Genomic DNA, 23,925 nt, shown 5'->3' with positions numbered 1-23,925 from the left:
GTGACTTTCTCAGATGAGGCGAGGGAGCGGGATCTGCAGCAGCACGACGAAGAGCACGTAGAACGCGGCCACGGCGCAGATGCTGATCACGATGGAGGAACGCCACGACTCCTTGCCGAGGAAACGCAGCCAGATGAACATCAGCAGCAGCGAGGGGATCTCGAAGCCGATCACCGGCAGCAGCGCGGCCAGCCCGACGAGCGTCACCAGGCCCACCGCGGTGAGCAGGCTGGAGCGGGAGAACCGCTCGGTGTCCTGGAGGCCGCGGCCCGTGACGAGGAGCACGGCCGACAGCACGATGATGACGACGCTGATGGCGAACGGCCACAGGCCCGGGCCGGGCTGCGTGAGCTTGCCGAGCCCGAGCGCGTACGAGCCGACCGCACCGAAGACGCCGACGGCGAGCGTCACCACGGCGGCCGCGATCTGCGAGATCGGACCCGCGTGCGGTGGCCTGGCCTCGTCCAGCTCGGCCTGGAGCCGGTCGGCCTCCTCCTGGAGGTCGGTCGCGAGAGCGGCGTGCTCAGGCTCCGCGCCGGGCGGCTTCGCGGGGTCGGTCATGGATATGCACACTCCTTTGTGCCGGACGGCGACGGCCGGTGAGCCCGGCCGCCGCCGTCGTCATCAACCGGCCAGGTTGATGCCGAACTTGTCGAGCTGTGCCTTGAAGGTGGTGGAGTCGTTCTGCAGCGAGGTGAGGACCTCCTGCGGGGAGACCTCCATCGGGGTCAGCGAGTTGTCCTCGTTGAACTTCTTGTACTCGGCGGTGGCGAACGTCTTCTTGGCCGCGTCGAGCAGCTTGGCCTTGACGTTCTCCGGGGTGCCCTTGGGCGCGGTCAGGAACCGGTACTGCGTCACCTGGACGTCGTAGCCCTGCTCCTTGGCCGTCTTCACGTCGGGCAGGAACGGGATGCGCTCCTGCGAGAAGACCGCGAGCGGGACGAGCTTGCCGCCCTTGATGTTCTCGATGGCCTCGCCGATCTGCATGGTGGACACGTCCACCTGGTTGCCCAGCAGGGCCGTCAGGTTGGGGGCGCCGCCGTCGAAGGGCACGGCGGTGGACTCGACGCCGGCCGACTTGAAGGTCAGCGCGGAGGCGAGCTGGGCGCCGGTGCCGACGCCGGTGGTGCCGTACCTGATCGTCTTGCCGGCCTTCTTCAGGTCGTCGATCGACTTGTAGCCGGACTGGGTGCTGGTCGCCATGACGTAGTCGTCGCGCGAGATGCCGGTGATGACGTCGAACGAGTCGATCTTCGTGGCCTCGGCGGCCGACACCGTGAGCGGCGTGATCGTGAAGAGCGAGGCGTTCTGCACGGCGATCTTGTAGCCGTCGGCCTTGGCCGACTGCAGCTCCTTGGCGTTCAGCGCGCCGTTGGCGCCCGGCTTGTTCAGCACGGGGGTGGAGACGCCGAGCTCCTGGCCGATGCCCTTGGCCAGGGACCGGGTGATCAGGTCGGTCGAGCCGCCCGCGGAGGCGCCCACGCTGAACTCGATGTTGCCCGTGGGATATTCGCCGTCCCCGCCACCCGAGGAGGTCGTCTTGACACCACCGCAGGCGGTCAGCGTGATCGCGGCGGCGGCGCCGGCGACACCCAGGAGGATGCGACGGGGGGCTGTCCGAGATGTCGGCATTGACTTCTCCTTCATGCGGGCGGGGAGCCGCCCGTGGATCTCTGTGAAGCGGAGAGAGGGTTGCGTAAGGTTACGGCAAGGTTTCCGCTCTGTAGTCTCCGGAGACTATGGACCAGCCTCGATGCCTGTCCAGGCTCAATTCGGTATCAAGTGATACTCTTCGTGCATCATGCTAACACTCGATCAGATCCGAGCCTTCGTGGCGGTCGCCGAGGAGCTGCACTTCGGCCGCGCGGCTGATCGGCTACGCATGACCCAGCCCCCGCTCAGCAGGCACATACAGAAGCTGGAGCGGGTGATCGGGGTGACGCTCCTGGAGCGTGACAACCGCCGTGTCGTGCTCACCGACGCCGGGCGCGGCTTCCTCGACGACGCCCGCCGCATGCTCTCCCTCGTCGACACCGCGGGCGACCGGGCGCGCCGGATCGCCAGCGGCGCGGCCGGCACCGTGCGGCTGGGGTTCACCGCCGTCTCGGCCATCAGCATGCTCGGCGCGCTGCTGCGGCGGCTGTCGGAGCAGCTTCCCGAGATCGACGTCATCCTGCACGAGCGGGTGACCGCAGGGCAGGTGGACGGGCTGCTGCGCGGCGAGCTCGACCTGGGCCTGGCCCGCCCGCCCTTCGACATCGACACCCTCGACTCCCGAGTCGTCTTCCGCGAGCCGCTGTGCGCCGCCGTGCCGCTCGGCCACCCGCTGTCCGAGCTGGGCAGGCCGCTGGCCCCCGACGACTTCGACGGCCTGCCGGTGATCAGCTACAACCCCGTCCAGTCGCGTTACTTCCACGAGCTGACCGTGCGCTTCCTGACCAACGCCCACCCGCGGATCGAGCAGCAGGTCCACCAGATCCTCACCGCCGTGCTGCTCGTCGCGGCGGGCCGGGGCGTCGCGCTGACGCCCGCCAGCGCGCGGTCCCTCGGCGTGGACGGCATCGCCTTCTGTGACCTGGTACGCGGCGGCGGCGACCCGCTCGACGGCGACGGCGGCAACGGCGAGCCGGTCGAGCTGCACGTCATCTGGAGCCGCGAGTCCACCAACCCCGCGCTGGCCCGGGTGCTCGAACTCCTGCCCGACCTGGAAGCCGATGATGCTCGTTGAGTATCGCCGGATACATAATCGCACTTGGACAAGTATCGCCCCACTTCCTTAGCCTGTCGGCGTCAGTTCTTACCGGCGGTGCGGGAAAAGTCCCACGACCGCAGTGAAGCGAGGAGCGTCCGCCATGCCCCATTACTCCCCGCAGGAGCTCGCCACACAGCTCAAGAGTGGTCTGTTGTCGTTCCCCGTCACCCATTTCACCCAGGACCTGGAGTTCGACGAGGCCAGCTACCGCGACCACCTGTCGTGGCTGAGCTCGTACCCCGTGGCGGGCCTGTTCGCGGCGGGCGGCACCGGCGAGGGCTTCTCGCTCACCGCCGCCGAGATCGACCAGGTGGTCCGTGCCGCGGTGAGCGAGGTGAACGGCAAGGTCCCGGTCGTGGCCCCCGCCACCGGCGGCACCGCCAACGCCGTGGCCCAGGCCAAGGCCGCCGAGGCCGCGGGCGCCGACGGCATCCTCCTCATGCCCCCCTACCTCACCGAGGCCGGCCAGGAGGGCCTGGTCGAGCACGTCTCCGCGGTCTGCCGCGCCAGCGGCCTCGGCGTGATCGTCTACAGCCGCGCCAACGCCGTGCTGAACGACCGCTCCGTGGCCGCCCTGGCCGAGCGGAACGAGACGCTCGTCGGGTTCAAGGACGGCGTCGGCAACATCGAGAACCTCACCCGCATCTACGCCGCCGTCGGCGACCGCCTGGCCTACATCGGCGGCCTGCCCACCGCCGAGACGTTCGCGCTGCCGCTGCTGCAGCTCGGCATGAGCACGTACTCCTCGGCGATCTTCAACTTCGTGCCGCAGTACGCGCTCGACTTCTACGCCGACGTGCGCGCCCAGGACCACGCCGCCGTCTACCGGCGCATCCGCGAGTTCGTGGTGCCCTACCTGGACATCCGCGACCGCACCAAGGGCTACGCCGTGTCGATCATCAAGGCGGGGCTGGCCGCCGTCGGCCGCCCGGCCGGCCCGGTGCGCCCGCCGCTGTCGAACCTCAAGGACGGTGAGCTCGCCGAGCTGACCGCCCTCATCAACAAGATCAGCTAGGGGCTCTCGTGTCTCCCACGATCCATGGGGTCGAGGTCGTCCCGGTCGCCGGGTACGACAGCATGCTGCTCAACCTCAGCGGCGCCCACGGCCCGTTCTTCACCCGCAACGTCGTCATCGTCACCGACTCCGACGGCCGCACCGGGCTCGGCGAGGTGCCCGGCGGCGAGGCCATCAGGCGCACCATCGAGGAGGCCGCCGAGCTGCTGACCGGCCGGCCGGTGGCCCGCTACCGCGCCCTGCTGCGCTCGGTGTCCGAGCGGTTCGCCTCCAGGGACGCCGGCGGGCGCGGCCTGCAGACCTTCGACCTGCGCACCACCGTGCACGCCGTCACCGGCCTGGAGTCCTGCCTGCTCGACCTGCACGGCCAGTACCTCGGCCTGCCCGTGGCCGACCTGCTCGGCGAGGGGCGGCAGCGCGACCGGGTGCCGATGCTGGGCTACCTGTTCTACGTCGGCGACACCGGCAGGACCGACCTGCCCTACCTGATGGACGACGGCGGCGACGACGCCTGGTCCAAGCTGCGCCGCCAGGAGGCGCTCACCCCCGACGCCGTCGTCGCGCTGGCCGAGGCCGCCCAGCAGCGCTACGGCTTCGCCGACTTCAAGCTCAAGGGCGGCGTGCTGCCCGGCGAGGACGAGGTCGAGGCCGTCAGGGCGCTGGCCGCCCGCTTCCCCGAGGCGCGCGTCACGCTCGACCCCAACGGCGGCTGGCTGCTGTCCGACGCCGTACGGCTGTGCCGCGGCCTCGGCGGCGTGCTCGCCTACGCCGAGGACCCGTGCGGCGCCGAGGGGCGCTTCTCCGGGCGGGAGACCATGGCCGAGTTCCGCCGCGCCACCGGCCTGCCGACCGCCACCAACATGATCGCCACCGACTGGCGCGAGATGGCCCACGCCATCCGCTCCGACGCCGTGGACATCCCCCTCGCCGACCCGCACTTCTGGACCATGGCGGGCTCGGTGCGCGTCGCCCAGCTCTGCCACGACTTCGGGCTCACCTGGGGCTCCCACTCCAACAACCACTTCGACATCTCGCTGGCCATGTTCACGCACGTCGGCGCCGCCGCGCCCGGCGAGATCACCGCGCTGGACACGCACTGGATCTGGCAGGACGGCCAGGCGCTCACCACCGCGCCGTTCCTGATCACCGGCGGCGCCATCGACGTGCCCGACACGCCAGGCCTCGGCGTCGAGCTCGACAGGGACGCCCTGGCCGCGGCCCACGAGCTGTACCTGCGCCACGGGCTCGGCGCGCGCGACGACTCCGTCGCCATGCGGTTCCTGGTCGAAGGCTGGGTGTTCGACCCGAAGCGGCCCTGCCTCGTCCGCTAGAAAAGAGTCAGCGGCTCGTCCGGCATCGGGTCGGGCAGCGGCTCCAGCTCCGGGACGCCGGCGCGCACCTCGTCGTGGAAACGGCGGGCCAGCCGCAGCGCGTCGGCGTTGTCCGGGGTGTGCACGAACACCGTCGGCTCGCGGCCCTCGCGCAGCCACCCCGTCACCTGCTCCACCCACGGCCGCCAGCCCTCGACCGTCCGCTCCTCGGCGTCGCGCCCCAGATAACGCACGATCGGGCGGGCGGTCAGCGCCCGCGTGCGGCGCGGCACGCGCGGCTTCTTCATCCACGCGTCCCGCTCGGCGTCGCTGGTCGGCGGGCTCGCGAACATCACCGTCGTGTCGAACGGCACCCACTCGGCGTCCACCGCCGCCAGCACGCGCTCCAGCAGCCGCTCGGCCCGCTCCTCCGCGAAGAACGCGCGGTGCCGCACCTCCACGGCGTAACGGTGCTCGCGGGGCAGGCCCCGCAGGAACGCCGCCAGCGTGCCGAGGTCGGCGGGGGAGAAGGAGCCGGGAAGCTGGACCCAGAACGCGTGCACGCGCGGCCCCAGCGGCTCCATCGCCTCCAGGAACGCCCGCAGCTCCTCCTCCGCGCCCGCCAGGCGGCGCTCGTGCGTGATCGGCTTGGGCAGCTTGATCACGAACCGGAAGTCCTCCGGCGTCTGCGCCGCCCACGACTCGACCGCCGCCCTCGGCGGGGTGGCGTAGAACGTCGTGTTGCCCTCCACCGCGTCGCACCAGGTGGCGTAGGCGCGCAGCCGGTCACCCGGGGTCAGGTTGCCGGGGAGGTAACGTCCTTGCCAGCGCGCATGTGCCCACATCGCGCATCCCACGTGAAGCCGCATGGGCACGACGTTATCGCCACTCGCCCCCGTCACGCCGCCGCGTCCGGGCTCGTCGTAATGTGGGCGGCATGGGCATGGTCGGGACGGTCGGGCTGGTACTGCATCCTCAGCGCGACTCCAAGAAGGCGATAGACACGATCCTGCGGTGGGCCGCCGACAAAGGCGCCACCGTGCTCGGCCTGCCCGAGGAGGTGGGCCGCATCGACTGCACCGCCGTCCCCGTGGACGCCACCACCCTGGTGGAACGGGCCGACCTGCTCGTCGGCCTCGGCGGCGACGGCACCATGCTCCGCACCATGCGGCTGCTCGCCGGCCGGCCCACCCCCATCCTGGGGGTGAACCTCGGGCGGCTCGGCTTCCTCGCCGAGATCAACGTGGACGAACTGGCCGGCACGCTGTCGGCCATCGACGAGCACGCCTACACCATCGAGCCGCGCATGGCCATCCGCAGCTCCGTCGCCGGGGTGGACGTCACCGCCTTCAACGACATCGCGCTCGTCCGCATCCCGGGCGACGGGCTCGCCGCCGTGTCCGTCACGCCGTCCGGCAGCCCCTTCGTCCGCTACTCCGCCGACGCCGTCATCGTCGCCACCTCCACCGGCTCCACCGCCTACAGCTTCTCCGCCGGCGGGCCGATCGTGTCGCCCCGCGTGGAAGCCGTCCTCGTCGTGGCCGCCGCCGCGCACTCCGCCTTCAACCGGGCGCTCGTGCTGCCCGCCGACGAGGAGGTGACGCTGCAGGTGCTGCCCACCAGCGGGCGGCTCGCCGTCGAAGTGGACGGGGCCGTGGTCGGGCACCTGTGCCCGGGCGACAGCGTCACGGTCACCGCGTGGCCGGGGGCCGCGAAGGTGGTGCGGCTGGGCACCACGTTCTACGAGCGGGCGCGGCGCAAACTGCGCGTTGACGGGAGCGCCGAGGTCGACTGAGCCCTCGCGCCGCAGCCAACGCGCGCCAGGCTCCCTCGCGCTGTGCCCGGCGCGGCCATGCCTTTCGCGCTGCGGCCGATGCGCCTCGCACCGTGCTCAGCGTGCCACTGCCCCTCGTAGTGCGCCCCTCGCCACGCGCCCTTACCCCATGGCTTGCCCGCGCTCATGCTCGCGCGGGGCCTGGATCGCCAGGCGCGGGCGGTGGGGGTCAGCCCTTGCCGGCCGCGTTGACGATGCGCGTGGTCGAGCGGTCCGGGATGGCGGCCATCTCCCAGCAGTCGGCGCCCAGGATCGCCGCCGCAGCGGCCCGGGCCCCCGCGTGCGGGTCACCGGCCGTGTGGGCGAGCGCGGCAGGCCGCATCGGGGCCAGCAGGTCGATGTAGTCGTCAGGCCCGTGCGCCTCCGGCGGCCCCGTCACGATGAAGACCCCGGCGACGAAGCGGAGCGCGGCCAGCACCTCGGCGCGCTCCGCCGATGGGTTGAACGGGCGCGTCGGCCCCTTCCACGCGCGCACGCGCGGATCGTCCTCGACGCCCACCACCAGCGGCAGCCCGCGCGCCGCCACCGCGCCGAGATAGCGCACGTGACCGACATGCAGAATGTCGAAGACGCCGGTCACGACCGCCGCCCCCGGCCGCTCGTAAGGCTGCGTCCAGACGGCCTCCAGGCTGCTCACGCGACCTCCTGCTCCCCCACGGGCCTAGACGACTCGTCGATCGCAGCGTACTCGGTCGGTGAAGCGGGACGTGCAAGCGACCTCGGGAAAGGTCATTACTACCTATTCGCGATAATCTCCGGGCCGCCCCCCGCGCGTCTCATAACGTCACCGGATTTGGGGGAGGTCGCCGTGGCGCCGCCGGACTCGCAGCACGTGAACGGGGATGACCAGACCGGCGCGGGCGACCACGTGGTCCGGCTGCCGGGGATGCCGTCGCAGGTGGCCAGGGCGAGAGAGCTGGTCGGCGCGGCGCTCGGCCGCGATCACCCGCTCTACGACGACGTGGCGCTCCTCACCAGCGAATTGGCCACGAACGCGATCCTGCACACCAAGTCCGGCGCGGGCGGCTCGTTCACGGTGAGCGTGGTCAGCTCGGCCGTGGTGGTGCGGGTGTTCGTGTCGGACGGGGGGTCGGACGAGCCGCCGTGCGTGTGCCGTACGAGCATGCAGGCGACGAGCGGGCGCGGCCTGCCGCTGATCGAGGCGCTCAGCGACCGCTGGGGGTTCGTCAGGGAGGCGGGGGCGACGACGGTCTGGTTCGAGCTGTCGCAGCAGCGGCTGCCCGCGCGGGTGGCCGTGTAGGGCGGCGGTTCCGCGCGGGGTTGATCCGGAGGCGGGCGCGCTGGAGCATGGTCAGCGGGATCCGAGTACGGACGGGAGACGCGCGGCGTGAGTCGGTATGACGGCGACGCTCGCAAGATCGAGCGACCTGGCACTGAACGGCCCGGCACTGAACGGCCCGGCACTGAGCGGCCCGGCACTGAGCGGCCCGGCATCGAACGGCCCGGCACTGAGCGGTCCGGTACTGAGCGGCAGGTTTGTCCCATTCGCCGGGCGGATGACGGCACCTGGCAGGTGAGCGGCCACGCGACGGCCCGCGCCGTGCTGCGCAGCGAGGCCACCGTGCAGGCGGGGCTGGGCGTCGAGACGGTGGAGAAGCTGCCCGCCAAGGTCAGGCGGCCGGTGCTGTACCGGGACGGCCCGGAGCACCGGGAGGACCGTCGGCAGACCGCCCGGTTCTTCACGCCGCGCCGCGTGGACGAGCGGTACCGCGGCCTGATGGCCGACGTCGCCGACCGGCAGCTCGCCAAGCTGCGGGCGGCGGGCGAGGCCCAGCTCTCCGAGCTGAGCTTCGGCATGGCGATCGAGGTGGCGAGCGCGATCATCGGGCTCACCTCCAGCAAGCCGGGCATCCGCGAACGGCTGGAGCGCTTCTTCCCCGAGAAGTACGGCAAACCGGGGCTGACCAGCCTCCACGGCCTCTACTGGATCTTCAGGCAGAACGCCAACTGGATGCGCGTCTACCTGGCCGACGTACGCCCGGCGATCCGCGACCACCGCCGCGAGCCGCGCGACGACCTCATCTCGCACCTGCTGGACGACGGGTGCTCGGCGGCGGAGATCCTCGGCGAGTGCCTGACGTTCGCGGCGGCCGGGATGGTGACCACCCGCGAGTTCATCTGCGTGGCGGCCTGGCACCTGCTCACCGACGACGCCCTGCTCGCCCGCTACCGGGAGGCGGACGAGCCGGGGCGGCTGGCCGTCCTGCACGAGATCGTCCGGCTGGAGCCGGTGGTGAGCAGGCTGCGGCGGCGCACGACGGCCGCGATCGAGCTTCCCGGCGCCGACGGGCCCGTCACGGTGCCCGCCGGTGCGGTGGTCGAGGTGCTGGTGGACGCCGCCAACACCGACCCCGCCGCCGTCGGCGACGAGCCGCTCGCCGTGCGGCCCGGGCGGGCGGTGGGCGACGGGACGGGGGCGGCGGCGCTGGCGTTCGGGGACGGGCCGCACAAGTGCCCGGGATCCGGGATCGCGATCCTGGAGACCGATGTGTTCCTGACGCGGTTGCTGGCCATGGAGGGGGTCAGGATGGCGGCGGCGCCCAGGGTGACGTTCAACAACGACATCGGGGGCTACGAGATCAGGGGGCTAGTCGTCGCGGTCTCCTGAACTGACGTCTTCTGAGCTGCCGTCGGCGGCCGTCTCGCATTCCGTCAGACGGCGCCGCAGATGGGCCCGCTCGGGCTCCGTGCCCGCCCAGCCGAGGGCCTGGCGGTAGGCGTCGGCGGCGGCGCGGTGGCGGCCCAGCCGGTGCAGCAGGTCGCCGCGCGCCGTCGCGTACGGGTGGTAGCCGGACAGCCGCGGCTCCCCGGCCAGCTCGTCCAGCAGCGCCAGCCCCGCCTCCGCGCCGTCGCGCATGGCCACCGCCACCGCCCGGTTGAGCGCGATCACCGGGGACGGGGCCAGCGAGAGCAGCACGTCGTACAGTGCCACGATCTGCGGCCAGTCGGTGGTGGCCAGGTCGGCGGCCTCGTCGTGCAGGGCGGCGATGGCGGCCTGCACCCCGTACAGGCCGGGCGGGCCGCCGGTGAGCGCCACGATCACCAGACCCTGACCCTCCTCGATGAGCGTGCGGTCCCACCGGCTCCGGTCCTGGTCGTCGAGCAGGACCAGCTCGCCGTCCGCGCCGATCCTGGCCGCGTGGCGGGCGTGCACCAGCAGCATCAGGCCGAGCAGCCCGGCGACCTCCCGCTCGCCGGGCAGCAGGCGGCGCAGGATCCTGGCCAGCCGGATGGCCTCCTCCGCCAGGTCCAGCCGTTGCAGGTCGGGGCCGGCGCTGGCGGCGTACCCCTCGGTGAAGATCGAGTAGATCACCTGGAGCACGCCGGGCAGCCGCCCCGGCAGCTCGTCCGCGCCCGGCACGCGGAACGGGATGCGGGCCTCGCGGATCTTCTTCTTGGCGCGGACGATGCGCTTGGCCATGGTGGCGGGCGGCAGCAGGAAGGCGCGCGCCACCTCCTGCGTGGTCAGCCCGGCCAGGCAGCGCAGCGTCAGCGCCACGCGGTCCTCCGCGGACAGGGCGGGGTGGGCGCAGGTGAAGAAGAGCTGCAGCCGCTCGTCCGGCAGCTCGCCGTCCCCGGTGCTGGGTGCGGCCGGGCCCGCGCGCTCCGCCTCCACCTGGAGGATGGCCAGGCGGGCGGCGTACGTGCGGTCGCGGCGCAGGCGGTCGACGGCGCGGCGGCGGGCGGTGGTCATCAGCCAGGCGCCCGGGTTCGGCGGCACGCCGTCGGACGGCCAGTGCACCAGGGCCGCCTCGATGGCCTCCGACGCGACCTCCTCGGCCAGGTCCAGGTCGCCGAAGCGGCGCACCAGGGCGGCGAGCAGCAGGCCGCGCTCCTCCCGGAAAACCGCCTCCACCGACGGCCCGACCCCCGCCACCCCCTCCCCACCCGCCGTCACGACGCCACCGCCACCATCACCGCTCCCTCGTTCAGAACTCGGCGACCGGCCGGACCACGACGGAGCCGCCGCCGCGGGCGCCCGGGCAGCGGGACGCCCAGTCGAGGGCGACGTCGAGGTCGGGCACGTCGATGACGTAGAAGCCGCCCAGAACCTCCCGGGTCTCGGCGAACGGCCCGTCGGTGACGGTCCGTTCGCCGGAGGCGTCCACGCGGACGGTGGTGGCGGTGGTGAGGTCGGCGAGCGACTCGCCCGAGACGTAGACGCCCGACTCCCTGACGCTCTTGTCGTAGGCGATCCACTCCTCGAACGAGGCGCCCTCGGCGTCGCTCTCCTCGGCGGCGCTGTTGATCAGCAGCATGTACTTCATGTCCGGTCTCCCTGTCGTCGTCGCGGCCGGAGCGCCGCGTCGCCATCTCTACGAACGGGACGACCGCGGAAGGACACGCCCCGGGAAAAATTCTGCCGCGACTTTCACGATGGCAGCCCGAGCCCGAGATCGGCCAGGAAGCGGGCCAGCCCGACCCGCTTGCGGAACAGCTCGGCCAGCTCCGCGGTGACCGGCTCGCCCAGCCGCTCCACCGGGATCGCGGTGAACGCGCTGCGCAGCACGAGCGAGGTGACGTACCCGGCCGCCAGCCCGCCGGCCGGCGCGCCCTCGTCGGCCAGGCCCAGCGCGTACGCCTCCTGGACGGCTCGGTGGACGGCGGGCAGCTCGCCGGGTTCGAGCCGCCCCTCGTGCGCCCGGCCGACGAGGAGCTGGCCGAGGTCGAAGCCGACGGGCACCGGCTCCTGCCACCCCCAGTCGATGGCGACGAACTCGTCCGGCCGGGAGGCGGGCACGAGCAGGTTCTCGGGGCTGGCGTCCCCGTGCGCCATGGTGTGCGGCAGGGCGTCGAGTGCGGCCAGCAGGTCCGGGACGCGGTGGGCGAGCCGGTCGAGGTCCATCCGCAGCAGCGGGTCGGCGTGCGGCTCGACGAGGGGGTGACGCCAGACGGACGGGTCGCGCAGCGCGGGCACGGCGCCCGCCATGACCCGGTTGGTGACGTACATGCGCAACCCGGGTCCTTCGCCGGGCCCGGCGGCCGGGTACATGCCGGCCAGCCTGCCCAGGACGCGGGCCGCCGCCGCGTACCTGGCGAGGTCCCATTCGGCGGGGCCGCGGGTGCGCACGTCCTCCAGCCACAGGTCGAGGCGGTCGTCGCCGAGGTCGTCGAGCAGGTACAGGCGCGGCATGCGCAGCCCCGGCGGCAGCCGCCTGCCGGACGCGTACACGTCGGCCTCGATCCGCCACGGGAAGATCGCGACGAAGCGGTCACGCGCGTCCTCGGGGACGAGGTGCAGGTGCGGCCAGTGGCGCGCCGACTGGATGCGCTTGACGACGAACGACCAGGTGCGCCCGCAGGTGGTCGTGCCGGAGACCCTGCGCAGGGAGCCCGTGGAGGGGGTGCCAGGCACGTGCGCGAGGGGCTCCACGCGGGTGGCGGCGATCTCGGCGTCCGGGAGGTCCAGTGCCTGCCGTACGAGGGGGGTGGGGTCGGCGTGCGACATGTCCACACCGTGCCGGTGGAGGCGGTCTGCGCATAGAGCATGGGCTTACTCAAAAGGGCGGCTTATCATCCCCTTGTGCGTGCCCTGTGGCCTTTCGCGGGCCGGACGTCCGAGCTGGCCTCGGTGGCGGCGGCCCTGCGTTCCAAGGGCGCCGTGCTCGCCGGCCCGGCGGGGGTGGGCAAGAGCAGACTGGCCGCCGAGGCCGTCCGCGAGCCGGGTGTTGCCGTGGTGAGGGCGACGGTTGCGGCGTCCGGTATTCCGCTGGGGGCGGTGGCGCACCTGTTGCCGCCCGATGCGCCCGGCCACAACGTGCTCCGCTGGGCGGCCGACGCCATCGCGACCCGGCACAGGACGCTGCTGGCCGACGACGCCCACCTGCTCGACCCCGTCTCGGCCGCGCTGGTCCACCACCTTGCGGCGGACGGCCGGATCAAGGTGCTGGTCACGCTGAGGTCCGGCGAGCGGGCGCCCGACGCGGTGACCGCGCTGTGGAAGGACGGGCTGCTCCCGCGCCTGGACCTGGCCCCCCTGACGCTGGGCGAGGCCGCGGAGATCCTGGCGGGCGCGCTGGGCGGGCAGGTGGAGCCGGCCACCGCCAAACGGTTGTGGCAGGTGAGCGGCGGCAACGCGTTGTTCCTGCGCGAGCTCGTCCTGGCGGGTGAGTCCGGGGGGACGCTCGCCGAGCAGCACGGCGTGTGGCGCGGGCAGGGCGAGATCCCGGTGACGACGCGGCTGCGCGAGCTGATCGAGAGCCGCCTGGGCGACGTCACGACCGGTGAGCGGGCCGCGCTGGAGCTCATCGCGTACGGCGAGCCGCTGCCCCTGGCGGCCCTGACCCGGCTCGTGCCCGAGGAGACCCTGCGTGGCCTGGAGGACCGCCAGCTCGCCGCCGTCACCACCCCTGACCTCGTGGTACGCCTGGCGCACCCCCTGCACGGCGAGGTGATCCGGGCGGGCTGCGGCGCCCTGCGCACCCGCGAGGTGCTGCGCGGCCTGGCCGGGGCGCTGGAGTCGGCGGGCCCGCGCACGCCGGAGGACCTGCTGCGCGTCGCGGTCTGGCGGCTGGACAGCGGCACCGCCGCCGACCCGGCCCCGCTGGTCAGGGCGTGCCACATCGCGCGCACCGTACGAGACCTGGAGCTGGCAGCCAGGCTCGGCAGGGCGGCGCTGGCCGCGGGCGGCGGCGTCGCGGCCGGGATTCCCCTGGCGAACGTGCTCAGCTACGCCGACCGCTACGGCGAGGCCCAGGAGGTGCTGGCCGGGCTGGCCGGCGCGCCGATGGACGACCAGACGCTGGCCGAGTACGAGGTGGTGCGGGCGCTCAACCTGTTCTGGGGGTTCGGGCGGGCGCAGGAGGCGCGGGCCGTGCTGACGGACGCGCGGGAGCTGATGTCCGAGGTGGAGCCGCGGCAGGGGGTGCTCACGGTCAGGTCCTCGATCGAGCATGCCACCGGCCTGTTCGGCGTCGCCCGCGCCACGCTCGACGAGATCCGCGCCATCGGCCCCTGCGGCTCCCGGGTGACGGCCGGGGTGGTGGGGGTGGAGGCGTACCTGCTGCTGGGGCGGGGGCTCGCGCGGCAGGCCATGGCGACGGCGGACGAGGCTCTGGCCCTGATCGGCCGCGGGCCCGAGCAGGAGCTGCCCTCGATCACGGCGGCCGTGGCCGGGGCGGGGGCCGCGGCGTCCGTGCTGGCGGGGGATCTGGCGGCGGCCGAGCGGTTCGCCGGGATCGGGTACCGCATCGGGGAGGACTACGCGGGCTGGGACCGGGCGCTGGTCGCGTTCGCGGCGCGGCGGGCGCAGGTGCTGCGGCTGCGCGGCCAGGTCGCGGAGGCCGTCCGGCTGTGCAGGCAGGCGCTCGTCCGGCTGCGGGGCCGCACGATGCAGGCGGGGATGTGCCTGGCTGAGCTGGTGCACGCGTACGCGCTGGCCGGGGACGTGGCGGCGATGCAGGGCGCGTTGCGGCTGGCCGATGAGCTGGTGCTGCCGGGCCCGCACGAGACCGAGTTCGCCTTCCTGCTGGCGAGGCCGTGGACGCTGGCCGCCGAGGGCGACGTCAAGGGCGCGGTGGAGGCGGCCCTGGGCGCGGCACGGGCGGCCAGGGGAGAACTACATGGGGCGGGCGCTGAGGGCGCGACCGTGTTTCCCGGTTACGAGTTGCTGGCGCTGCACGACGTCGTCCGCCTGGGCGCGGGCGAGCGGGTCGCCGACCGGCTGGGGTGGCTGGCGCAGGTCGTGGAGGGGGACCTGGCTCCCGTCCTCGCCAGGCACGCCCGCGCCAGAACCCCCGCCGAGCTGGAGCAGGTGTCGGAGGCGCTGGAGGGACTCGGGCTGACGCTGCACGCCGCCGAGGCCGCCGCGCAGGCGGCGGCGGGCCACCACCGCGACGGGCTGCGCAGGGCGGAGAGGGCGGCCGAGACGCGGGCGTGGACGCTGGCCCGCCGGTGCGGCACGGCGCGCACGCCGGCGCTGGTCGGCCTGGCGGTCCCCGGGCTCACGGCCAGGCAGCGGCAGATCGCCCAGCTCGCCGCCTCCGGGCTGAGCAACCCGGACATCGCCGAGCGGCTGGTGCTGTCGCGCCGCACGGTGGCCAACACGCTCGTCCAGGTCTACGAGCGGACGGGGGTGAGCAGCCGCGCCGGGCTGGCGCGGCTGATGGACCTTCTGGAGTGAGCGCCGACGGAGCACGCCCGGTCCGGCGGCCTGACCCGGGCGTCGAGGCAGTGCGCCCGCTCAGGTGGCCTGACCTGAGCGTCGAGGCAGTGCGCCCGGTCAGGCGGCCTCGGCGGCGCGGAAGGTGGCTAGGGCCTCGGGGCCGAGGTAGGCGCCGTAGCTGGTGGTGGTGTTGCGCAGGGCGTGGGCGGAGATGACGTAGCCCGCGCCGGTGAGCTTGTTGAACTGCTGGAACCAGGGGCCGCCGCTGGAGCCGCCGCCCATGTCGCAGATCAGCGCGTACTTCATGCCGTAGGCGGGGGTGACGGAGGCGCCGCTGCAGTACTGCAGGGTCTGGCCGCCGTTGCCGTTGCTGGGGTAGCCGAGCAGCAGGTTGGACGTGCCGGCGGCGGTGGCGTTGAACCGGATGCCCTGCCCGCCCACGGTCTGCACCGGGGTCTTGCCCTTCACCTTGCTGACGACCAGCATGCCGAAGTCGAGCGGCGGCTGCCGGACGCCGTCCTTGTAGTAGCCGGACCAGATGAACATGGTGCGCGCCGCGAACTTCCCGTACGGCGCCGCGCCGTTCTTGTAGGCGGGCACGAAGACCAGGTTGCTGCTCCAGCGGCCCTCGGCGTCCATCATGGCGTGCGCGACGGTCAGGACGATGTCGCCGTCGGCGCTGTTCACCACGGTGCCGGAGGCGACGAAGTCCTTGCCGTTGCCGCCGGTGCCGAACACCTTGCCGGCCGTCCTGCCGATGAGCCCGCCGGACTTCCACGTCTGCTGGGCGGCGGCCGAGGCGTCGTAGGCGGAGACCTTCTCCCAGCGCGCGAGGGAGGTGGCGGGCTTGACGTCCACCTGCTCGGCGGCGGCGTACGGCGTCGCGCCGCCGGTCGCGGCCTTGGCGGCGCCGGCGGGGGCGGCCAGCGGCCGGGCGGCGCGCATGCGCTCGGGCGTCCAGTAGTCGTCGCCCGCCGCGAACGTGCGCGTGAGCTGGTGCGCGACGGGCCCGTCCGGGTCGGGCGCGGCATGGGCGGCGTGGGCGGGCAGCCCGAGCAGCAAGGCGGTCAATCCGGCGATAGGCAGGGTGCGCATGGGTCCTCCGTGACAAAAGTGACCACGGAGACTTACCACATTTGTCACGTTTGAGGAGAACCAGAAAGGTCCCAAGACTGGGCGAAATGAGTGGATATATGGGGTTTTGTGGGGGTTTGCGGGATTAGCGTGGAGAGGAAGGGAGTGACGATCGGGGGGAGGACATCATGGCTGGGACATCCGGCTTCCACGAAGGAGGAGGCTGCGGGCGGCGCCGCTGGCGTCGTCGCCGCTGCCGCCGCCGCAGGCGCTGGTGGGGCGGCCCCTGGGGAGGCGGCCGGGACTGGTGGTGAACCGCTAGGTCAGACGTCCAGGCGGCACAGGCCCTCGGCCAGGGCCTTGGTGGTCAGGCGGGTGCGGCTGTCGCAGCCCAGCTTGGCGAAGATGTGCTCCAGATGCGTGGTGACCGTGCGGACGCTGAGCACCAGCGCCGCCGCGATCTGCGGGTTGGAGTCACCCGCCGCCACCCGGGTCAGCACGTCCACCTCGCGCCCCGTCAGCTCGTACGGCAGGTGACAGCGGCGCTCGGCCGCCACCGCCCCCTGCACCGCCCCCTGGAACCCGACGCCGGCCCGCAGCAGCCGCACCTCGCGCCAGCGCCCGTCGGCGCCGAGCCAGAGCCCATGCCTGCTCAGCTCGCGCGAGTCGATGAACGCCCGCGCGTAGGCGGCCATCGCCGGGTCGTCCCATAACGCGGCCGAGACCTCGTGCCCCGGCACCTCCCGGCGGACGCCGAGCCGGTCGTAGGCGACCGCGCGGAAGCCGGTCGGCAGCCCCACCGGGTCGATCACGCACCTGCTCAGATCGGTCACGTGCGCCAGCATCGGGCTGACCGCCGCCACCACCGCCCCGGTGAGCAGCGGGAACGCCTCCCTGGCCGCCAGGTGCAGCAGCCCCGTGTAGCGTCCCTCGTCGAGGAACAGCGGCGCCGTCAGCCCCGCCCGCCAGCCGTAGGGGGCCAGGTGGCGGCGGAAGTACCGCTCGGTGCCCGGCTCGGGCATGGCGACGGGCGCGCGGGTGGCCATCGCCCTGCGGTACGCCTCCAGCCCGGCGTACTCCTCGGCCGCGTCCTGGTCGATGCGCGGATGGCCGTCGGAGACCACGCTGTGGTGCCGCCCGGTGGCGGGGTCGTAGGCGACGAACTCGTAGGCGTCGAGCGCGACCACGCGGCGCAGCGCCGCCATCGCCCCGTGCGCGCCCCCGCCGCCCGCCACCTGGTAGCCGACCTCGGCGAACGCCTGCAGATGGCGCACGTCCACGGTGATCTGGGCCACGGTGCTTTTATATCATTTGCCGAAGTTTTAACCCGGGTGCCGCCGAGGCGCCCGGTGCTATGGTCGTAGCCATGCAGCGCGCTTTCGTCACGACGACGCCGGAGACCCTCCCGGCGCGCTGACTCCATGCTTCCCGGGCGGACGCCCGGGAGCTGGTCGTTCGCCCTTTCCACGGAGAGGTTGACCATGAACGACCACCGCAGGCTCGGCCGTGAGCTGGGCATCTTCGACACCGATCCGCTGATCGGATCCGGCCTGCCCTACTGGCTGCCCGCCGGGGCGGCCGTGCGCAAGGCGATCGAGGACTACGTGCACGAGCTGGAGCGCCGAAACGGCTACCTGCACGTCAACTCGCCGGTGCTGGGCAAACGGGAGCTGTACGAGAGATCGGGGCACTGGGCGCACTACGCCGAGGACATGTTCCCGCCCATGCGGGTGGGCGGGGAGGAGTTCGTGCTGCGGCCCAGCCTGTGCCCGCACCACGCGCTCGTCTACCGCTCACGGCAGCGCAGCCACCGTGACCTGCCGCTGCGTCTGGCCGAGCTGGGCGGCATGTACCGCTCCGAGCTGTCGGGGGTGCTGGGCGGGCTGACCAGGGTGCGGGCGATCCAGCTCAACGACGGGCACGTGTTCTGCGCGCCGGAGCAGGCCGCCGCCGAGGTGTCGGCGGCGCTCGACCTGATCGAGGCCGCGCACGACCGGCTCGGCATCCGGGCCGCCCGGTACCGGCTGTCGCTGCGCGGCGACGGCGAGAAGTTCGTGGACGACCCCGCCATGTGGCGGCGCTCGGAGTCGGTGCTGCGGGACGTGCTGCGGCAGCGGGGCCGCCCGTACGACGAGGAGCACGGCGAGGGCGCCTTCTACGGCCCCAAGATCGACATCCAGATCGCCGATCCGGCCGGCCGCGAGGCGACCCTGTCCACCGTCCAGGTCGACTACTTCCAGCCCGAGCGCTTCGACCTGCGCTACGCGGGCGGCGAGCGGCCGGTGATGGTGCACCGCAGCGTGGTCGGCGGCCTCGAACGCCTGGTCGCGCACCTCATCGAGGTGCACGGCGGCGCGTTCCCCGCCTGGCTGGCGCCCGTGCAGGCGGTGGTGCTGCCGCTGTCGGACGCCGAGTCACCCGCCGCCGGGGAGTTGCTGCGCCGCTGCGTGGCGGCCGGGCTGCGGGCCGAGCTGGCGCCCGCCGACCGGGGCAGCCTCGGGGCCAGGATCAGGGCGCACCGGCTGGTGCCGTACCAGCTCGTGGTGGGGCCGCGCGAGGCGGCGAGCGGACGGGCGGCGGTGCGGCTGCGCGACGGGAGCCAGGCGGGGGAGGTGCCGATCGAGCAGTTGGCCGCACAATCGCGACCGTTCGGCTGACGAGCGGAAATCAAATGGATAACGGAGGCTTCCCTGATCATGTGAACGGCTCGTAAAGTCCGCTGCAACGCCGTGGTCGGGGAGGCCGGATTTTGACCGAGCTGAGCGATCGTGAGTCAGAGCTGGTCTCCGCTCACGAGCAGGAACGTCCGGCGCGTCATTTGGGCGGGCCGCTCAAACTCGGCGTGTGGATCGTGGGCGGGCTGCTGTCGGCGTACTCGCTGGTGGTGGTGTTCCGGCCGGTCGAGGCGATCGAGCACCGGATGACGTTCCTGGCGGTCGCGCTGCCGCTGGTCTTCCTCTGCTACCGCTCGGGTCTCGCGCCGTACGCGCGGCGCCTGTTACGGCGGCCCGAGCCTGAGCCTGAGCTGGTGGCGGGGCCGAGGGTGGAGTGGCCCAGCGTGGCCGACTGGCTGCTGGCGGCGGCGTCGCTGGCGGTGCTGCTCTACCCGCTGCTGGACATCGAGGCGTTCCGCGACCGCGGCTCGGGCGCGGCGCTGACGGACCTGGACGTCGTGGCGGGCGTGGTGCTGACGGTGCTGCTGCTGGAGGCGGTACGCCGTACGGTCGGCTGGTCTTTCGCCATCATCTGCGTAATTTTCCTGCTTTACACCTACTACGGCGCATATTTACCCATTGACTGGACTATAGGTCACATCGGGTTTGATATCGGACAAATCATCTCGCAGCTTTACACCGGCACCGAAGGTTTCTTCGGCGTGCCCATGCAGGTGGCGGCCAGTTACATCATCCTGTTCACCATCTACGGCGCGGTGCTCGAATACTCGGGCGCCAGCAGGTTCTTCATCGACCTGAGCTTCGCCGCCTTCCGCAAGTCCCGCGCCGCCCCCGGCCGCACCGTCACCACGGCCGGCTTCCTGCTCGGCACCGTGTCGGGCTCCGGCGTGGCCACCACCGTCAGCCTCGGCAGCGTCGCCTGGCCGGTGCTGCGGCGGGCCGGCTACCCGAGGGAGCCTGCGGGCGGCATCCTCGCCGCGGGCGGCATCGGCGCCATCCTGTCGCCGCCCACGCTGGGCGCGGCGGCGTTCATCATCGCCGAGTACCTCGGCGTCAACTACCTCCAGGTGCTGCTGTACGCGACCATCCCCACGCTGCTGTACTACCTCGGCATCTTCCTGGCCATCGAGATCGACTCGCGCCGCTTCGGCACCCGCGCCGTCGAGGTGGACGCGCCCAGGATCGGCCGGCTGCTGCTGCGCTTCGGCTACCACTTCAGCTCGCTGATCCTCATCGTCGTGCTGATGGCGCTGGACCGGTCGGCGTTCCAGTCCGTGGTGATCGCCACGGTGGTGGCGTTCCTGCTGTCGTTCCTCGACCCCGCGCACCGGATGGGGCCCAAACGGATCGGGCAGGCGCTGGCCAAGGGCGCCCTGGAGGTGCTGCCGGTGACGGCCGTCTGCGCGGCGGCGGGCATCATCGTCGGCTCCATCACGCTGACCGGGCTCGGCCAGAACCTGGCCGACATCATCGTGGACATCGGCGCGGGCAACCTGATCATCACCACCGTCATGGCGGCGATCGCGGTGCTGCTGCTCGGCCTGGCCGTCCCGGTGACGGCCAGCTTCATCATCGCGGCCGTGATCATCGGCCCGGCCCTCTTCGACCTCGGCGTCAGCCGGCCCGAGGCGTACATGTTCGTCTTCTACTACGCGGTGCTCTCGGAGGTGAGCCCGCCCACCGCGCTGTCCGCGGTCGCGGCGGCCGCGATCACCGGCGGCAACACGTACAAGACCATGATGATGACCTGGCGTTACACGTTGCCGGCGTTCCTGGTGCCGTTCGCCTTCGTGCTGACGCCCAACGGGCAGGCGCTGCTCGGGCAGGGGCCGATCGGCACCGTGCTGCTGATGACCGGGGTGTCGGCCGTCGCGGTGGCCGCCCTGGCCATGGCCACCGGCGGGCTGGCCGCCTGGCCCGAACGGCTGCTGGCGGCCGTGGCCGCGGTGCTGCTGCTGTTCCTCGAACCCGTCCCCATCGTCGCCGGCCTGGCCGTGCTCGCCGTGGCCGCCGCCGTGCACCTCATCAGAAGCAGGAGAAGGGAAGCAGCGTGAAGCGGATCCTCATCATCGTCGCCGCCGCCGTCCTGGCCGCGGCGGGCGGCGGCGGGGGGGGGGGGGGGGGGGGGGCGGGCAACCGGCTGTCCATCGCCACGGGCGGCACGACGGGCGTCTACTACGTCTACGGCGGCGGCCTGGCCCAGCAGCTCTCGGCCAACATCGCCGACACCCGCGCCACCGCGTCGGTCACCTCGGCCTCTGTCGAGAACATCAAGCTGCTGGCCGGCGGCAAGGCGCACATCGGGTTCTCCCAGGCCGACACGGCCGCCGACGCGGTCAACGGCAAGGACACCTTCACCGCCAAGCAGCCGGTCAAGGCCATCGCCCGCATCTACGACAACTACACGCACGTCGTCGTCGCCCCCGGCGTCGAGGCCACCAAGGTCGCCGACCTGAAGGGCAAGCGCGTCTCGCTCGGCCCCGCCAACTCCGGCACCCAGGTCGTGGCCAGGCGCGTGCTGGAGGCGGCCGGGCTGAACCCCGACACCGACATCACCAAGCAGCAGCTGTCCATCAACGAGTCGGTGCAGGCCGTCAAGGACGACACGATCGACGCGTTCTTCTGGGTCGGCGGCCTGCCCACGTCCGGCATCACCGACCTGGCCACCAGCAAGCCGGACATGAAGATGCTCGACACCAGCGACGTGCTGGCCAAGATGCAGTCCACCTACGGGCAGCAGTACGTCTCGCTCGACGTGGACATGTCCGCCACCTACAAGCTGTCCGGCACCATCAAGACCGTCGGCATCGCGAACGTGCTGCTCGTGCCCGACTCCATGGACGAGCAGCTCGCCCACGACATCACCAAGACCCTGTTCGACAAGAAGGACGAGCTGGCCAAGGTGCACCCCGAGGCCAAGAAGCTCGACCCGGCGCTCGGTCAGCAGGTGGCCCCGGTCGAGCTGCACCCGGGGGCCGCGCGCTACTACAAGGAGAAGGGCTGATCCGCCTGCTCCTGGCGCTGACGGTGGCGCTGGCGCTCGGCTCCGGCGACGGAGCCGGGCGCCCGGCACTCAACGGCCTGCCCGTGACGAACGGCTTCGCCCTCGCCTACGTGCATTCGATCTACCGGGCGCCCTCCGCCGAGGTGTTCACCGTGGCGGGCGGGCGCTTCACCATGCGGGCCGTGGTGTCGGCCAACGAGGGCGTGCTGGACTACTACGCGGTCGAGGGGGAGCGGGTGCGCCTGCCGGGCGGCCTGTGGCTGCTGCGGCTGGCCGAGCCCGCCACGTACCGGGAGCTGTCGCTGCTCACCACCTCGATCGGCCGCAGGACGCTCATAGCGGACGGCCGCTGCCTGCCCCTCTACCCGGCCACGGGCGCCGGCGAGGTGCGCCTGACGCTCGGGCTCACCCGGCAGCCCGCGAGCCGTCCTTGCCCCGGCGCGTTCGCGGCCCTACAGCCAGTCCTTCTTCTTGAACACGGCGTACAGTCCCGTTGACGCCAGCGCCACCAGCACCGAGGACGTCCAGAAGCCGATCGGTTCGCCCGACCCCGGATAGGGCACGTTCTGGCCGTAGAAGCCGGTGATCGCGGTGGGCACGGCGATGATCGCGGCCCAGCTCGTCACCCGCTTCATGATCTCGTTCAGCCGGAAGCCCTGCTGTGACAGGCGGGTCTCGCGGACGTTCGCCAGCATGTCGCGGATGGACTCCACCCACTCGATGACGCGCAGCACGTGGTCGTGCACGTCCTCGTAGTACGGCTTCATCACCGGGTCGGCGATCAGGTCCTGGTCGCGGCGCAGCAGCGTGCCGATCACCTCCCGCATCGGGAAGGCGACCCGGCGCAGCTTGGTGGTGTCCCTGCGCAGCAGGTACATGGAGTGCTGCAACTGCCTGCTCTCGCGGACGCCCTGCACGAACAGGCCCTCCTCCATCGCCTCGACCTTCCCGTCGAGGTCCTGCACGAGGTCGAAGTGCTGGTCGACGACGTGGTCGAGCAGGCCGTGCAGCAGGAACGTCACGCCGTGGCAGGCCATCCGGGAGGCGGCGTCCCAGCGCCTGACCACCCCGCCGATGTCGAAGTGGTCGTTCTCCCGGACGGTGACCAGGGCGTTCGGGGTGACGAAGACGTCCACCTCGACGGGGACGAGCCGGCCGCCGTCGGAGTAGAGCCCGTACACCGTGATGAACAGGTGGTTGTCGTAGACGTCCACCTTCGGGCGCTGGTGGTCGGTGAGGACGTCCTCGACCGCCAGCTCGTGCAGCCCCAGCTCCTCACCGATCACGCCGAGCTGCTCGGGCGTGGGGGCGCACAGGTCGAACCAGACCACGTTCTCCGGGTCCGCCACGTGGTCGGAGACCTCCTCGACCGGGAAGCCTTCCTTCTCGAGGACGCCGTTCCTGTACAGCCGCGTATGCACTAGCCGAGTCTGGCAAAGAGTCTCGCGTTACGCACGGCCGCCCCTCCCGGGTCGTTGTTGAAGTACACGAAGGCGTCGTCCCAGCCCGCCTCACGCACCCGGCCCGCCCAGGTGCGCAGCGCCTGCTCGCCGTACGAGAAGCCGGACCTGCCCTGATGCAGCCGCAGATAACCCCAGCCCGCCGTACGCCACAGCGGGGTCACCGGCCGGCCCAGCCGGTCGGCCCAGCACAGCGCGGCGGACCGCGCGGACAGCAGCCCCCGCACCTCCTCCGTCCACCAGGACTCGTGGCGCGGCTCCACGGCCACCCGCACCCCCTCGGGGAAGCAGCGCAGGCACCGGTCCAGCCGGCCGGGGTCGGCCTTCAGCGTCGGCGGGAGCTGCAGCAGGATCGGGCCGAGCTTCTCCTTCAGCCCGGCGGCGGCGCCCATCAGCCGCGCGACCGGCTCCTCCGGCTCCTCCAGCCGCTTGATGTGGGTGAGGAACCTGCTCGCCTTCACGGCCATCACGAAACCCGGCGGCGTACGGTCGCGCCAGGCGGCGAACGACTCCAGGCTCGGCAGGCGGTAGAAGGCGTTGTTGCTTTCCACGGTGCCGAACTCGGCCGCGTACGTCTCCAGCCAGAGCCGCTGCGGCACGCCCTCCGGATACAGCACCCCGCGCCAGTCCTTGTACTGCCACCCGGACGTGCCCACCAGCCATGTCATGGCATCTC

Annotated in this window: 22 protein-coding genes; 11 read left to right on the top strand and 11 right to left on the bottom strand. The window is 72.4% G+C overall.

Going from position 1 to position 23,925, the window contains the following annotated elements; translation table 11 throughout:
* Positions 1 to 9 precede the first annotated feature (9 nt).
* Both ABD331_RS11580 and ABD331_RS11575 read right to left on the bottom strand, forming a co-directional pair.
* Positions 10 to 561, bottom strand: coding sequence for a tripartite tricarboxylate transporter TctB family protein (locus tag ABD331_RS11580; RefSeq protein WP_344473536.1), 552 nt, complete (start codon positions 559 to 561; stop codon positions 10 to 12).
* Positions 562 to 624: 63 nt separating this feature from the next.
* Positions 625 to 1,632 carry a Bug family tripartite tricarboxylate transporter substrate binding protein gene (locus ABD331_RS11575; protein ID WP_344473534.1) on the bottom strand — a complete coding sequence of 336 codons (1,008 nt, stop codon included), beginning with the start codon at positions 1,630 to 1,632 and terminating at the stop codon, positions 625 to 627.
* Between the two features lie 169 nt (positions 1,633 to 1,801).
* Here ABD331_RS11575 and ABD331_RS11570 point away from each other — a divergent pair, with 169 nt between their 5' ends.
* The 3 genes from ABD331_RS11570 to ABD331_RS11560 all read left to right on the top strand — a co-directional run bounded on the left by ABD331_RS11570 (position 1,802) and on the right by ABD331_RS11560 (position 5,098).
* Positions 1,802 to 2,728, top strand: a complete 927-nt coding sequence (locus tag ABD331_RS11570; RefSeq protein ID WP_344473532.1) for a LysR family transcriptional regulator — start codon at positions 1,802 to 1,804, stop codon at positions 2,726 to 2,728.
* 124 nt (positions 2,729 to 2,852) lie between these two features.
* Positions 2,853 to 3,767 (top strand): 5-dehydro-4-deoxyglucarate dehydratase, encoded by a 915-nt coding sequence (gene kdgD, locus ABD331_RS11565; protein ID WP_344473530.1) that lies wholly within the window; start codon positions 2,853 to 2,855, stop codon positions 3,765 to 3,767.
* 8 nt (positions 3,768 to 3,775) lie between these two features.
* Positions 3,776 to 5,098 carry an enolase C-terminal domain-like protein gene (locus tag ABD331_RS11560; RefSeq protein ID WP_344473528.1) on the top strand — a complete coding sequence of 441 codons (1,323 nt, stop codon included), beginning with the start codon at positions 3,776 to 3,778 and terminating at the stop codon, positions 5,096 to 5,098.
* On the opposite strand, the gene ABD331_RS11555 is transcribed toward ABD331_RS11560, so the two are convergent.
* Positions 5,095 to 5,946: a DUF72 domain-containing protein gene (locus ABD331_RS11555; protein WP_344473526.1), complete on the bottom strand. Its 852-nt coding sequence runs from the start codon at positions 5,944 to 5,946 to the stop codon at positions 5,095 to 5,097. The genes ABD331_RS11560 and ABD331_RS11555 overlap by 4 nt on opposite strands.
* 68 nt (positions 5,947 to 6,014) lie before the next feature.
* Between ABD331_RS11555 and ABD331_RS11550 the strand changes: the two genes are divergently transcribed.
* Positions 6,015 to 6,872, top strand: coding sequence for an NAD(+)/NADH kinase (locus tag ABD331_RS11550; RefSeq protein ID WP_344473524.1), 858 nt, complete (start codon positions 6,015 to 6,017; stop codon positions 6,870 to 6,872).
* A gap of 208 nt (positions 6,873 to 7,080) precedes the next feature.
* Here the strand turns inward: ABD331_RS11550 and ABD331_RS11545 are convergent, their stop codons facing one another.
* A complete protein-coding gene (locus ABD331_RS11545) occupies positions 7,081 to 7,548 on the bottom strand; it encodes an adenylyltransferase/cytidyltransferase family protein (RefSeq protein WP_344473522.1) in 468 nt (155 codons plus the stop codon).
* 171 nt (positions 7,549 to 7,719) lie between these two features.
* Here ABD331_RS11545 and ABD331_RS11540 point away from each other — a divergent pair, with 171 nt between their 5' ends.
* Both ABD331_RS11540 and ABD331_RS11535 read left to right on the top strand, forming a co-directional pair.
* Positions 7,720 to 8,172 carry an ATP-binding protein gene (locus ABD331_RS11540; RefSeq protein WP_344473520.1) on the top strand — a complete coding sequence of 151 codons (453 nt, stop codon included), beginning with the start codon at positions 7,720 to 7,722 and terminating at the stop codon, positions 8,170 to 8,172.
* A gap of 273 nt (positions 8,173 to 8,445) precedes the next feature.
* Positions 8,446 to 9,540: a cytochrome P450 gene (locus ABD331_RS11535; RefSeq protein ID WP_344473518.1), complete on the top strand. Its 1,095-nt coding sequence runs from the start codon at positions 8,446 to 8,448 to the stop codon at positions 9,538 to 9,540.
* Here the strand turns inward: ABD331_RS11535 and ABD331_RS11530 are convergent.
* The 3 genes from ABD331_RS11530 to ABD331_RS11520 all read right to left on the bottom strand — a co-directional run bounded on the left by ABD331_RS11530 (position 9,520) and on the right by ABD331_RS11520 (position 12,381).
* Complete coding sequence (locus ABD331_RS11530) at positions 9,520 to 10,830, bottom strand: RNA polymerase sigma factor (protein WP_344473516.1); 1,311 nt, start codon at positions 10,828 to 10,830, stop codon at positions 9,520 to 9,522. The genes ABD331_RS11535 and ABD331_RS11530 overlap by 21 nt on opposite strands.
* Positions 10,831 to 10,861: 31 nt before the next feature.
* Positions 10,862 to 11,200, bottom strand: coding sequence for a YciI family protein (locus tag ABD331_RS11525; RefSeq protein WP_344473514.1), 339 nt, complete (start codon positions 11,198 to 11,200; stop codon positions 10,862 to 10,864).
* Positions 11,201 to 11,304: 104 nt separating this feature from the next.
* Positions 11,305 to 12,381, bottom strand: coding sequence for a hypothetical protein (locus ABD331_RS11520; protein WP_344473512.1), 1,077 nt, complete (start codon positions 12,379 to 12,381; stop codon positions 11,305 to 11,307).
* A 75-nt stretch (positions 12,382 to 12,456) separates the two neighbouring features.
* Here ABD331_RS11520 and ABD331_RS11515 point away from each other — a divergent pair, with 75 nt between their 5' ends.
* The gene (locus ABD331_RS11515; protein WP_344473510.1) at positions 12,457 to 15,054 is read left to right on the top strand and encodes a LuxR C-terminal-related transcriptional regulator; all 2,598 of its coding nucleotides are present in this window, start codon (positions 12,457 to 12,459) and stop codon (positions 15,052 to 15,054) included.
* A 99-nt stretch (positions 15,055 to 15,153) separates the two neighbouring features.
* On the opposite strand, the gene ABD331_RS11510 is transcribed toward ABD331_RS11515, so the two are convergent.
* On the bottom strand, positions 15,154 to 16,131 hold the full coding sequence (locus ABD331_RS11510; protein WP_344473509.1) for a trypsin-like serine peptidase: 978 nt from the start codon (positions 16,129 to 16,131) through the stop codon (positions 15,154 to 15,156).
* 302 nt (positions 16,132 to 16,433) lie between these two features.
* Positions 16,434 to 17,405 carry a helix-turn-helix transcriptional regulator gene (locus ABD331_RS11505; protein ID WP_344473506.1) on the bottom strand — a complete coding sequence of 324 codons (972 nt, stop codon included), beginning with the start codon at positions 17,403 to 17,405 and terminating at the stop codon, positions 16,434 to 16,436.
* 126 nt (positions 17,406 to 17,531) lie between these two features.
* Between ABD331_RS11505 and thrS the strand changes: the two genes are divergently transcribed.
* From thrS to ABD331_RS11485, 4 genes are all read left to right on the top strand, one after another.
* Entirely contained in the window at positions 17,532 to 18,767 is a 1,236-nt protein-coding gene (thrS, locus tag ABD331_RS11500) for a threonine--tRNA ligase (protein ID WP_344473504.1), read from the top strand.
* Between the two features lie 92 nt (positions 18,768 to 18,859).
* Positions 18,860 to 20,839: a TRAP transporter permease gene (locus ABD331_RS11495; RefSeq protein ID WP_344473502.1), complete on the top strand. Its 1,980-nt coding sequence runs from the start codon at positions 18,860 to 18,862 to the stop codon at positions 20,837 to 20,839.
* Positions 20,836 to 21,789 (top strand): TAXI family TRAP transporter solute-binding subunit, encoded by a 954-nt coding sequence (locus tag ABD331_RS11490; protein WP_344473500.1) that lies wholly within the window; start codon positions 20,836 to 20,838, stop codon positions 21,787 to 21,789. Before ABD331_RS11495 ends, ABD331_RS11490 begins: the two co-directional genes overlap by 4 nt.
* Before the next feature lie 23 nt (positions 21,790 to 21,812).
* A complete protein-coding gene (locus ABD331_RS11485) occupies positions 21,813 to 22,286 on the top strand; it encodes a DUF1850 domain-containing protein (protein WP_344473498.1) in 474 nt (157 codons plus the stop codon).
* On the opposite strand, the gene ABD331_RS11480 is transcribed toward ABD331_RS11485, so the two are convergent.
* Positions 22,242 to 23,210: a magnesium transporter CorA family protein gene (locus ABD331_RS11480; protein WP_344473496.1), complete on the bottom strand. Its 969-nt coding sequence runs from the start codon at positions 23,208 to 23,210 to the stop codon at positions 22,242 to 22,244. The genes ABD331_RS11485 and ABD331_RS11480 overlap by 45 nt on opposite strands.
* A complete protein-coding gene (locus ABD331_RS11475; RefSeq protein ID WP_344473493.1) occupies positions 23,210 to 23,917 on the bottom strand; it encodes a DUF72 domain-containing protein in 708 nt (235 codons plus the stop codon). The genes ABD331_RS11480 and ABD331_RS11475 overlap by 1 nt, the downstream gene beginning before the upstream one ends.
* Positions 23,918 to 23,925: the final 8 nt, after the last annotated feature.

This window comes from Nonomuraea monospora, from assembly GCF_039531895.1.
GTDB classification, from domain to species: domain Bacteria; phylum Actinomycetota; class Actinomycetes; order Streptosporangiales; family Streptosporangiaceae; genus Nonomuraea; species Nonomuraea monospora.
Note: the sequence above shows the minus strand (reverse complement) of the source record. Positions and strands in the feature narration are given on the sequence as shown.